The organism is Actinoplanes sp. M2I2, assembly GCF_023544445.1.
GTDB lineage: Bacteria > Actinomycetota > Actinomycetes > Mycobacteriales > Micromonosporaceae > Actinoplanes.
In genome coordinates this window covers 129,901-141,000 of record NZ_JALPVJ010000013.1, presented here as the reverse complement: position 1 = coordinate 141,000, position 11,100 = coordinate 129,901, and the positions used below count along the sequence as shown (strand labels likewise).

The 11,100-nt window shown below is 70.7% G+C and carries 11 protein-coding genes; 4 read left to right on the top strand and 7 right to left on the bottom strand.

The features are described from left to right. Nucleotides 1–111 precede the first annotated feature (111 nt). Nucleotides 112–546, bottom strand: a complete 435-nt coding sequence (locus HJC40_RS26730) for a MarR family winged helix-turn-helix transcriptional regulator (RefSeq protein ID WP_250004838.1) — start codon at nucleotides 544–546, stop codon at nucleotides 112–114. 52 nt (nucleotides 547–598) lie between these two features. On the opposite strand from HJC40_RS26730, the gene HJC40_RS26725 reads away from it, so the two are divergent. After that, complete coding sequence (locus HJC40_RS26725; protein WP_250004837.1) at nucleotides 599–1,321, top strand: hypothetical protein; 723 nt, start codon at nucleotides 599–601, stop codon at nucleotides 1,319–1,321. Here the strand turns inward: HJC40_RS26725 and HJC40_RS26720 are convergent. The 5 genes from HJC40_RS26720 to HJC40_RS26700 form a co-directional block, all read right to left on the bottom strand. Then, nucleotides 1,299–1,991: a class F sortase gene (locus tag HJC40_RS26720; protein ID WP_250004836.1), complete on the bottom strand. Its 693-nt coding sequence runs from the start codon at nucleotides 1,989–1,991 to the stop codon at nucleotides 1,299–1,301. The genes HJC40_RS26725 and HJC40_RS26720 overlap by 23 nt on opposite strands. Before the next feature lie 6 nt (nucleotides 1,992–1,997). Then, nucleotides 1,998–2,810, bottom strand: a complete 813-nt coding sequence (locus HJC40_RS26715) for a hypothetical protein (RefSeq protein ID WP_250004835.1) — start codon at nucleotides 2,808–2,810, stop codon at nucleotides 1,998–2,000. 97 nt (nucleotides 2,811–2,907) lie between these two features. Beyond that, nucleotides 2,908–4,575, bottom strand: coding sequence for a serine/threonine-protein kinase (locus tag HJC40_RS26710; protein WP_250004833.1), 1,668 nt, complete (start codon nucleotides 4,573–4,575; stop codon nucleotides 2,908–2,910). Nucleotides 4,576–4,693: 118 nt separating this feature from the next. Further along, nucleotides 4,694–5,308, bottom strand: a complete 615-nt coding sequence (gene sigK / locus HJC40_RS26705; protein WP_308200950.1) for an ECF RNA polymerase sigma factor SigK — start codon at nucleotides 5,306–5,308, stop codon at nucleotides 4,694–4,696. A 212-nt stretch (nucleotides 5,309–5,520) separates the two neighbouring features. After that, nucleotides 5,521–5,718, bottom strand: coding sequence for a hypothetical protein (locus HJC40_RS26700; RefSeq protein WP_250004831.1), 198 nt, complete (start codon nucleotides 5,716–5,718; stop codon nucleotides 5,521–5,523). A 57-nt stretch (nucleotides 5,719–5,775) separates the two neighbouring features. On the opposite strand from HJC40_RS26700, the gene HJC40_RS26695 reads away from it, so the two are divergent. Further along, complete coding sequence (locus HJC40_RS26695) at nucleotides 5,776–6,939, top strand: epoxide hydrolase family protein (RefSeq protein WP_250004830.1); 1,164 nt, start codon at nucleotides 5,776–5,778, stop codon at nucleotides 6,937–6,939. Nucleotides 6,940–6,980: 41 nt separating this feature from the next. Here HJC40_RS26695 and HJC40_RS26690 read toward each other — a convergent pair whose 3' ends face one another. Then, complete coding sequence (locus tag HJC40_RS26690) at nucleotides 6,981–8,327, bottom strand: FAD-dependent monooxygenase (RefSeq protein ID WP_250004828.1); 1,347 nt, start codon at nucleotides 8,325–8,327, stop codon at nucleotides 6,981–6,983. Between the two features lie 182 nt (nucleotides 8,328–8,509). Between HJC40_RS26690 and HJC40_RS26685 the strand changes: the two genes are divergently transcribed. Then, on the top strand, nucleotides 8,510–9,757 hold the full coding sequence (locus tag HJC40_RS26685; protein ID WP_250004826.1) for a sorbosone dehydrogenase family protein: 1,248 nt from the start codon (nucleotides 8,510–8,512) through the stop codon (nucleotides 9,755–9,757). Between the two features lie 241 nt (nucleotides 9,758–9,998). Beyond that, nucleotides 9,999–11,042: a hypothetical protein gene (locus HJC40_RS26680; protein WP_250004824.1), complete on the top strand. Its 1,044-nt coding sequence runs from the start codon at nucleotides 9,999–10,001 to the stop codon at nucleotides 11,040–11,042. The last annotated feature ends 58 nt before the right edge of the window (nucleotides 11,043–11,100 follow it).

The following is an 11,100-nucleotide window of genomic DNA, read 5'->3' as shown; positions in this document are numbered from 1 at the left end:
CCCTCAACCCCTAGATCGGATAGCCGACACGGTAGTCGTCCGTGACGTGGGGTGCGACAGCTCCGATCATCCGCTCTCACCTGCGAGTTCCTCGGTGGCGCCACCGTCTCGTCAGCGGGCGTGCCGGCGATGCAGCCGGGCCAGGCTCATGAGCGCCGCCGCCACCTGACGGCGCTGATCGGGCGACAGGCCGGCCGACGCCCGTTCGAGGTCCTCAGCCAGCGGCTGAAGCTCCCGAAGCAGGGTCTCCCGGGCGTACGCGGTGGTCGTGAGGACCTGACGTCGCCGGTCGGTGGGGTGGGGTTCGCGGCGGACCCAGCCGGCTCGCTCGAGGCGATTCGCCAGTCCGGTGGCGGCTCCGGAGGTCAGACCGAGCAGACGACCGAGCTCCACCGGGCCGAGCGCGTCGGCGACGAGCAGGTGTTTGAGCGCCAGGAAGTCGCCGGCGCTCAGCTGAAGCCGGCGGGCGATCGCCGTGTCCAGCTCGGCCGCGGCAACGGCCAGATGATGCAGCGCCCAGGACAACTCGTGCGGTGCCTGTTCCAATCGACCCTCCCCGGGTAGCTTAGTTTCTAAGTTACCTGAGGAGGAGCACGCGATGGACACGACCCGCTCCCTGGCTCTGGCCGGTGCTTGCGCCGCTTTCGTCGCGGTGCCGAACCTGGGCGCGCTGCTCGGCGAGGGTGAGCAGACCAAGCGGTACGACACCGCGATCACCCCGCCCGACTACGCCTTCGCCGTGTGGGCCCCGATCTTCGCCACCTGCGTCGCGTCGACCGTCGGCCAGTGCCTCCCGTCCGGGCGCGGCGATGCGGTGAGCCGGCGGACCGGTTGGCCCCTGGCCGGCGCCTATGCCGTGAACGCCGCGTGGTCGCTGGCGGCCCAGCGTGACCGGTTCGCGCTCACGCCCTATCTGCTGCCGGTGGCCGCCGCCCTGGCCGCGACCGCACATGCCCGGTTGCAACAAGCGCCGCCGACGTCCGGCCTGACCGCGGTCACCCCCGTCAGCACCGGCCTGCTGCTCGGCTGGACGACCCTGGCCAGTGCCGTCAACGTCGTCGCGGCCCGGGATCGGAACGCGCCACGGACGACCGCCGCAGCCTCGGCCGGGCTGCTCACGGTGGCCGCCGCAGTGGCCGCGGGAGTCGCGAGGAGTCGTCGGGGCGGGCTGTCGATCGCCTTGGGGACGGGCTGGGGTCTGGGCACCCTGGCCGGCATGCGCACCCGCCGGCCCGCCGTACGCCTGGCCGCGGCCCTGGGCGCGGCCGCGATCGGCGTTGCCGACCTGGCCGGGAGGTTCAGCCACGGGAGGCGTGGCTGAGGGTGGCGTAGACGACGATGTTGTCGCGGTAGTGGCCGGCGGTGTTGTCGAAGTCGCCGCCGCAGGTGATCAGGCGTAGTCCGGCGTGGTCGATAGGTCCGTAGACGGCGTCGGACGGGAACCGGTTCTTGGCGTAGCGCTCGGTCCTGGCGACGGTGAAGACGGCCGTGCTGCCGTCCTGGCGGGCGATGCTGATGGTGTCGCCGCGGGTGAGATCGACGAGGTGGGCGAACGTGCCCGGTTGCTTCTTGTAGTCGACGTGTCCGGCCAGGACCGCGGGGCCGAGCGATCCGGGCGTGGGGGCTTTGGTGTACCAGCCGATGGTTTTCGCATCGTCCGGAACCTGCATGCTGCCGTCGGGCTGTTGGCCCAACCCGATGACCGGCACCTCGACGCGCAGGGCCGGTATGGCGATGCGAGTGGGCGGTGAGGTAGGCATCAGGGTTCCGCTGGTCAATGTGCCGGTCGTGGCGCCGGGTTGAGGTGTGCCCGTCGTTGCATCGGGTGCCGCGGCGGCCATCCCGGCGGTTTCGGGTGGCTCGCTGCTGTGCCGGAGCGCGGCGGTGGTGATGAAGGCCGCGCCGATGATCGCAAGGACGGCGGTGACCGCCAGCAGCGCGAAGCGCGTGCGGCGGCCACCGGCCGTCGGCGAGGTTCCGCCGTCGGTCATGTCAGGTCAGCTCCGCTCACGCAGCTCGCGCGGGGCGACGAAGGACCGCCGGCGGCTGATCACGAACACGCCGAGCGCGCCGAGCAGGGCCAGGCCGCCGAAGCCGTACAGCGGGGCGGCGCTGCTGCGGGCGCTGCCGTCGCCGGTGGCGACACCACCGACGGGCACGGAGCCGGCGGCCGCGCCGGAGACCATGCCGCACACGGCCGGGTCGGTGGCCTCCTCGGGGATGCCCTTGAGACCGGCGGACTCGGCCAGGGTGGATTCGCCGAGGGCGTCCATGTCGTACTTGCCGTTGTTGTTGGCGTCGATGCCGTGCTCGACGACGTGCAGGTCCTTGAGGTGCTCGAGGGTGCCCTCGGGCAGGTCCGCGGCGGCGATGGTGCGGTCGTAGGACAGGTCGCCCTGGGCGTCGGCGGTCGGCATCCGGTCGACAGCCAGGCCGCTGGCCTTGGTGGTGTCGCCCTTGGTGGTCAGCGAGATGAAGATGTCGCCGTACATCGGCACACCTTCTTCGGTGCTGACGAAACCGTTGCCGTCCTTGTCGGCGGACATGTCCGGGCAGTGGAAGTCCATGCCGTTGGTGGCGCCGTGCATGTGCTGGGCGTGCGGCGAGTTCGGGACCAGACCCTTGGAGCGGATGCTGACCTTCAGATCCCCGTTGTCCATCGCGGTGAGGGTCGCCGTGCCCGAGGCACCGGACTTGTTCAGCGCGTCGAGCTGGACGTGGACGCTTTCGTCGGCGAACGCAGCCGTAGGGACAGCGAGCAGGATGGCGGCGGCCGCCGGGACGACGAGCAGGGTTCGGCGCAGTTTCACAAGCTTCTCCTTGTCGGTCGGGTGTCGCCAGGCATTCGGTGCGACAGACGCGGCGGATGGCTCATAGATCCAGGCTTGTCACTGAGTAGCCGAGTTGTCACTGGGGTGCGGGTACGGCCCAGGTCGGCTTGGTGCTGGACGGATCGCGGAAAGTGGCCAGCAGATCCCGCTGAATTTCGAGACCAGCGGTCCAGTCGCGATCAGCGGTGGTCCACGACAGCTCGAACGGGCGGGCCGCACCCGCGGACAGCAGCACCTGGCGGGCGTGTAGTCGCGGACCCGCTGCCGGTTGCCACGAGTACTCCCAATCGGCCCCGCCGCCGGTCACCAGCAACACACCCATGGCGATCCTGCGGTATCCCGGCAGCGTTCCGCCGCTGAGCGCTGCCTTCTCAGCGGTCTGCCACCATCGCAGCGGGTCGGCGACGTCGCCTTGGCGGCGGTTGACCGTGAAGGTCGTGGAGCCGTCCGGTGTACTGAGGCAGACGACGGATGCTTTCTGCGAGCGGGTCCAATCACGAGGAGTGGCGACCACGAATCCGGTCGGGTCACGGTACGACCGCCACCCGGCCGGGACGGCAACTGCCGCCGGTTGCACGGGTGCGGTATCCAGCGGTTGCCGGTCAGCCGGTTCGCAAGCACTGATGGTATCGGCGGCTGCGGTCGTGGTGGGTGCGGCCGTGCTGCCCGGCTGGGCGAGGTTGTGCCGGCCGTCACCCAGGCTCGAAGCTGCCACGGCACCGGCGGCGGTGAGCACCACGGTGGCGGCGACCAACGCGACGACGATGCGCTTACGCCGAGCACGGCGCGGGTCAGGAGGCGGCTCGTCCAACGCGGCGGAGAAAGCCGGCCATGACGGTGCTGCCGCCTCTGGCACTGCGACAGCGGCTGGACTGAACTGGACATCGTCCGGCCGTCGGCCTGGCGCCGGAACCGCGAAGACGCCCATCGCCGGGTGCGTTGTGGCCTGTAATGCCTGATGCGCTTGCGCTGCGGTGGTTCGTGCCGCCGGGTCCCGCGCCATCAGCGCCGCGATGACCGGATGAAGCGGGCCGGGATGCTGTGGCGGATCCGGGTTCTCGACGAGGGCCGCGGCGAGGGATTCACCGACACTGGACCGGTCGAACGGTGGACGGCCTTCCACCGCGGTGTAGAGAGTCGCGCCGAGCGACCACAGATCGCTGGACACGGTTGAGGCAGCGCCGCCGCGCAGCCGTTCCGGTGCGACATAGTGCGGCGAGCCGAGCAGTGGCGCGGTTCGCGTGTCGTCGCCGATCGGAACGGCATCCAGGGTGGCCAGGCCGAAGTCGGTGAGCATGATGCGGCCGTCGGCAGCCAGCAACACGTTCGCCGGCTTGACGTCGTGGTGCACCACACCCGCGGTGTGGGCCGCCCGTAACGCCTGCAGCATGCTCAGACCGATCCGGGCCGCGTCCCGGTGTGAGAGCGGCCCGTCGCGGATCATCCGCTGCTGCAGTGACTCCGACTCGACGTACTCCATCACGATCCACGTACGGCCGGTGACGTGCAGCACGTCGTAGATGCGCACCACGCAGGGATGTTCCAGCCGCGCCGCGGCCCGCGCCTCCCGCATCGTCGGCAATTGCGCGGTACGCCGGGCACCGACCGGAAGCCCGGCGGGCGGCACCAATTCCTTGATGGCGACCACGCGATCGAGGAGCTCGTCGCGTGCCTGCCAGACCCGGCCCATTCCCCCGGATCCGACAAGCGTCAGCAGACGATACCGGCCGGCGACCGTCAACACGCCCGTCGTCCGAGCCGTACCTACCTCGCCCTCGGAGACCACGCCGCACCGTCCCTCACCGAAATCGCATCCACGGCGGTGATTCGGAACAGATCTGGTGGCGGCTTGGTCCACCTCGTTATCGGGTAGCAGCCAAGCGTGGCCGTTGACGAGGACCGATGCGGGCGGACGGCACGACGGGCTCATGGCCGGACCCGAGACAGTCGCGGAGCCGGATCAGTCCGTCACGCATGCGCGTCTTGACCGTCGGCAGGGCGACGTGCAGCAGATCGGCGACCTCACGGCAGGAGTGCCCGCGGTAATACGCCAGCAGCAACGCCTGCCTCTGCAGATCGGTCAGGCACTCGAGGCAGCTCCGGACCTGCCGGTGGCGCACACGGTCGTCGATCGCCTCGGCCACCTGGTCGTACGCGATGCCGGCCGAGGCCACACCGGCCTTCACCAGGCGGTTGGTATGGGCCTGCTCCGCGCGCACCCGATCGACCGAGCGGCGGCGCGCGATGGTCAGCACCCACCCCAACGCCGACCCTCGAGCCCCGTCGAAACGGCCGGCGGTGCACCACACCTCGGCGATCACGTCCTGGGTGACCTCCTCGGCCAGCGCCCAGTCTCGCAGCACCCCGACGGCAAGCCCGTACACGCGGGGGGCGATGACGGCGTAGAGCCGGCCGAACGCGGCCTCGTCGCCACGAGCCACGGCACCCATCAGCGCTCCGGCATCGAATCCGTCCACCGGTCCGGCCGACGCCGACAGGTGTGCGGCCTCAGGGTGATTGCCGGACTGCGCCACGTCAGATGCCCTTTGCTGGTCGTCATCCAGGCCGTCGCGTCAGGACGTCATCGCCATCGCCGAACGCCGACGGCAATGCCCGGGCCGTACACCTCACCCTAGACCGCATTCTTCGCTTTGGGCGGTTATGGGACGGTTGACTCCCCGTCAGTGCGTCAGCCGCCGGTCGCCTTGTGGGCCGCTGGGCGTTCGTCACGACTCCGGGCATCGAGGATGTCGAGGAATTGCCGGAACGCCTGCTCGGCGCGAGTGGTATCGGCCGTGGCGTCCAGGTCCAGGAGAAGGCCGCGGATGACGGCGAGCAGGAGGGTCGTGAGCTCCGGGCAGCCGATGGTGTTGAGGCCGTCCTGCACCGCATCGCCCGGACATCAGGACAGGAAGTGGCCTGATCCACCCCTAGCGTCGCCCGCATGACGAACAGCCAGCCGGGTCTCCACCCGTTCCGTATCGACATCGCGCAGGCGCAACTCGACGACCTGAACACGCGTCTGGCCAATACCCGGTGGCCGGACGAGCTACCCGGAGTCGGTTGGAGCCGCGGTGTTCCCGTCGCCTATCTGCGGGAGGTCGCTGACTACTGGCGCACCGGCTATGACTGGCGGGCCCAGGAGGCGACCCTCAACCGGCACCCGCAGCACCTGACCACCATCGACGGTCAGAACCTGCATTTTCTGCACGTGCCCTCCCCCGAGCCGGACGCCACGCCGCTGCTCCTGCTGCACGGCTGGCCCGGCGGGGTGGTGGACTTCCTCGACGTCATCGGGCCGCTGTCCGATCCTCGGAGCCACGGCGGCGACCCCGCCGAGGCCTTCCATCTGGTGATCCCGTCCTTGCCGGGATTCGGGTTCTCCACCCCGCTGGCCGGGCCGGGGATGAACGCGGCCCGGGTGGCCGGCATCCTCGGGACGCTGATGAGCCGGCTCGGGTACGACCGGTACGGCGTACACGGCTATGACTGGGGTGCCTGGATCGCCCCCGGCGTGGCCCGGTGGGATCCGGACGGGGTCATCGGCGTCCACGTCGCCGCGATGGTCACCCTCCCGGCCGGAGCCGACGGGGAGCTGGACAGCCTCAGCGAGGCCGACCAGCGACGCTGGCAGCGGATGCAGCACGCGAACGACGGCTACTTCCATTGCAACAGCAAACGCCCGCAAACCGTGGGGTACGCCCTGACCGACTCGCCGGTCGGCCAGCTCGCCTGGATCGTGGAGAAGTTCAAGGAGCACACCGATCCGGAGGACGCCCTGCCGGAGGACAGCATCGACCGCGACCGCATCCTCACCGACGTGTCGATCTACTGGCTGACCGGCACCGCCGCCTCCGCCGCCCAGATCTACTACGAGGAGATCTCGGCGAGCCCGCGGGGCAGCGACGACGGGGCCGGCAGCCGGCGCGGGACCGTGCCCACCGGCGTGCTGGTGTCCGGTCAGGACACCACGATCCGGCCGTGGGCCGAGCGGGACCACCACGTCGTGCACTGGACCGAACTCGGCCAGGGCGGGCACTTCCTCGCCATGGAAGCGCCCGAGCTGCTGGTCGACGACCTCCGGACGTTCTTCCGAAAGCTACGGTGACGAGATTTCATCGCGGCCGGCGGCCGGCGGCTCGCCGGCCGTCAGCCCGGCACGCCCGGCGACGCCGACCGGTGCACGCGGGCCGCCAGAGCCGGGTCGAAAAGCGACGTGATCGGGGCCAGCATGTTCGCCACCTTGAGGAAGGCCGCGCCGACTCCCGGGTCGGTCGCGGCGGCGGCACGAAGCTGATCCAGGTACTGCCCGGCCTGCTCGTCCTGCGTGCTGCGCACGCCTTCGACCCCGGGGAAACGGAGGTCGCTGCCGGTGGCCAGAGCCCACGGTTCGGCCAGCAGCTGGGCGGCCCCGGTGAAGTATCGCCGGGCCAGCTGGCCGGTCCCGTCGCGCAGCAGCGACTCGAGCAGTTCGGCCTCGATCACGGCCACCGTGATGCCCTGCCCGTAGAGCGGGTTGAAATTGCCCATCGCGTCGCCGACGACCAGGTATCCCTCGAGGAAGCGGTCCAGCTTCTCGAAGTGCTTGAGGGAGCTCGCCGGGTTGCGCATCTTCGCGGCTTCGTCGATCGGCGCCGCCGTGCGCAGCACCTCAGCGATCTCGGGGGCGGCCAGCGTCGACGCGAACGCGAGCATGCCGGCGTCGTCGGTGGGCGGCTCGTCGCCGAGGATGCCGGCCAGGAAGACGGCGATCTGGCCGTTCTCCTGCCGTACGGCCGCGCCGCTTCGGGGATTCGCCGGGAAGGCGCCCGACACCACGGCCTGGCGCCCGCCCGGCTGGCCCGCCTCCTGCCGGAAATGACGGGTCACGTAGACGACGTTCGTCCGGACGACAGTCTCGTCAGGCGTGGGATAGCCCAGCTCGGTCAACCAGGTCACGGCCCGTGAGCCTCGCCCGGCGGCGTCCACGACCAGGTCTGCCTCGAGGTCGCTCTCGGCGTGCTCCGCGCCCAGCGGCCGTACGCGTACCCCGCCGACCCGGCCGTCGGCGGTGAGCAGACCGGTCACCTCGGTCCGGTCCTCGATGGTCACATTGCCCAGGGAGCCGGCGCGGTCCCGGATCAGGCTCTCGATCAGTGGCCGGGTGGCCAGATAGTTGGGGGTGTCCGCCAGCGCCCGGGCCAGTTTGTGCCCGTCGAGGTAGTAGTGATAGTCGGCCAGGGCGTCGGCGCGCGGGGCCCCGGCCGCTGTCAGGTCGCCGAGAAAGCCGGGGAACAGTGCCTCCAGACCGGCGGCTCCCCGAGCGGTGACGCCGTGCACGTGCCGGCCCTGGGGGACCCCGCGCCGGGCGACCGGACCGGCCGGAAGCGCGTCCCGGTCGAGGACCGTCACCCGCTCGTACGAGATGCTCAACGCGCGGGCCGCGAGCAGTCCCGCCACACTGCCGCCGATGACGACCGCGTGCCGGCCGGAACCGGATCCAGATCTGTTCTCCATGACACCATGTCTTCCGCTGGTCGGCCGATGCACATCGACGGTGATCGGGACCGTGCCGATCGCCCTCACTGCTCCAGACGTCCCGGCCGCCTCGTAGTTCAGGCTTCCCACATAGGCGTGCGTCAATGTACTGTGGGAGCGCTCCCGAACCGCGTCCGCCACTCTGCCCCGAGGAGTCGAACATGCCGCGAGGGCGTAATCGCACGCTCACCGTGCTGGCCGGCCTGCTCGTCCTGGCCCTGTCCGCGCCGCTGTCGACCTCGGCGTCGGCGGCCGGCGTCGCCGACGCCGGCCCGTCCCGCGCCCGCCCGGCGCCCCTCACCGAGTTGACCGTGGTGTCCGAGCAGGTGGCATCCGGTCTTCGGCGTCCGATCGCGATCACCGGACTGCCGGACGGCCGGATGCTGATCGCGGAGAAGAACGGCACCGTCCGCGCCTATCACCCCGACACCGGCTTGGCCGCCGACCCGGTGCTCGACCTGACGGCCCGGATCGACACCTCGGACAATGAGCGCGGCCTGCTCGGCATCACGCCCGCGCCCAACTTCGCGCGCACCGGCATGCTGTACGTGGCCTACACCAGCCTGCCGGCCGGCGCGCTCACCCTGGCGCGGCTGCCGATCAGCGCCCCGGAGCGGCTGCAGGTGCTGCTCACTCAGGAGCACGCCGAGTACGGCAACCACAACGGCGGCCAGGTGGCGTTCGGACGCGACGGCTACCTCTACTGGTCCACCGGCGACGGCGGCCACGCGAACGACCCGTACAAAGCCGGTCAGGACCTCGGCACCCTGCTCGGCAAGATCGTGCGGATCGACGTCAACCGCGCCTGCGGCACGAGGCCGTACTGCGTGCCGGCCGGCAACCCGTTCGTCCGCACACCCGGAGCCCGGCCGGAGATCTGGCTCTACGGGCTGCGCAACCCGTGGCGGTTCTCCGTCGACCCGATCGACAACTCGCTGTGGATCGGCGACGTCGGCCAGGGTCTGGTCGAGGAGATCAACCACGTCCGCTCCTGGCAGGGCGGGGCGAACCTCGGCTGGTCCTGCAAGGAGGGCACCCCGGTGTTCGACCCGGCGCAGTGCCGGCCCGGCGTGCGATACATCGACCCGGTCTTCGAGTACGAGCACTACCTCACCGAGAACTGCTCGGTGACCGGCGGCGTGGTCTACCGGGGATCCCGGACCCCCGAGGCCCGGGGCACCTACATCGCGAGCGACTACTGCTCGACTCTCGCGTTCGCCGTGCGCCCCAAGCCCGGAGGCGGCTACGAGTCCGCCACGATCGGCAACTTCCCGACCCAGCCGTCCGCCTTCGGCACCGACGTGCACGGCGAGCTGTACGTGCTCAGCGACCTCCCGGGCGGGCTGAGCCGGGTACGGTTCGAGCGGGTCGCGCCACCCTCGGGCGGCGTGCCGGCCGCCCATCGCTGAACCCTCCGTACGAGCACTCCAGCACCCACCTCGCCCGCCGAGACCCGGATCGTCGATCACCTCCCGGCACAGCGACAAGCGATCGGCCGATGCCCCAGGGTCACTGTGCTGTGGGATCTTGATGACGAGTTGTGGGCGTCGACCGAGCCGGTGCTGCCGCCGGGGTGGAAAATGCGCCGGGGCCCGCATCGGCGCCGTTGATCGGGGTCGGCGGACGTGTCATCACGATATGGAGATCGGGGTGACTGGTGTGCCGGCGGTCCTGCGAACCGCTGAGGCACGGCTGCTTCGGGCCGAGTTGCGGGGCGACGATGACGAGCGCGACCGCATCCTGGGCACCGAGTTGTCCGATGGCTGGTGGCCCGAGGTGATGCCGGTCGCCTTCGCGATTGCGGCGTTGCGGCGGTTCGGCCAGTTCGGCGACCGGCGCCTGGTGACCGCCTTCGCGCGTCGTTTCGTCGAACGGGCTCCCGGTGCGCAGGGTTTCGCTGCCCGCACGGTGGAGGCGGTGGTGCGCGGCTCGATGAGTGAGGCCTGGCTGCTCGGTGCGGTCGACCCGGTCCGGGCCGGCGAGATCATGTATGCCGGGTTGTTCGCCTTGGCTGACGACCTGGAACTGGACGACGACCAGGTCGATGGCCTGCTGGCCGAGGCGGAAAAGGTAGTGTCGGCGGTGGCACTTCCGGCCGGTGGCGAGGGTGCCGCCTTGCTCGAGATGCGAACGTGCCGCCGTACCGGGCAGCGTTACCTGACCGACGCGGATCGCCTGCCCGATCTGACCCGCCGGATGCGCTCGCCGTGGCGCCCGCCGGCCCCACCCCGCAGCCGCAAGGCTCAGCGGCGGCAGCCACCCGCACCGGAGCCGTCGACCGTCGTCGGCCGCTATCTGCGGGCGTTGGCTCTGCGTGAGGAGGGGCCGGACCGGACCGTTGAGACGGACGGTACCGAGTTGATGACGCTGGCGTTGTGTGTGCTGGTCCTCATCGTGCGGCAGTACCTCCCGAAGGCGCCGGACCAGCGGGAGATCAGCGCCCTGACCCGGCGTGCCTGGGAGACTTTCCGGCCGCAGACCGATCCGATCACGATCGAACACATGGTGCGCCGGGCCCTGGGCGAGGACATCCCGGTCGACGACATCAGTGCGTACGACCGGTATGGCTCCGCCGTGCTGGTGCTCGGCGCGATCGCCGACGACTGGAATTCCGACGCCCGGGCCGTCGGCGCGGTGATCGCCGAGGCGGAACAGACGGCCATCGACGAAGGCCGGACGCTGACCCGGGCCTGAGTGGTCGAAGGCACAAGGTTTCGGGGCGGGCGTGATCAGTCCACGCCGCCTGCGGTCG

Excerpts from the sequence above, each read along its gene's own strand:
- HJC40_RS26725 (WP_250004837.1), top strand. The coding sequence starts at position 599 with ATGGACACGACCCGCTCCCTGGCTCTGGCCGGTGCTTGCGCCGCTTTC.
- HJC40_RS26720 (WP_250004836.1), bottom strand. The coding sequence starts at position 1,991 with ATGACCGACGGCGGAACCTCGCCGACGGCCGGTGGCCGCCGCACGCGC.
- HJC40_RS26695 (WP_250004830.1), top strand. The coding sequence starts at position 5,776 with ATGACGAACAGCCAGCCGGGTCTCCACCCGTTCCGTATCGACATCGCG.
- HJC40_RS26690 (WP_250004828.1), bottom strand. The coding sequence starts at position 8,327 with ATGGAGAACAGATCTGGATCCGGTTCCGGCCGGCACGCGGTCGTCATC.
- HJC40_RS26685 (WP_250004826.1), top strand. The coding sequence starts at position 8,510 with ATGCCGCGAGGGCGTAATCGCACGCTCACCGTGCTGGCCGGCCTGCTC.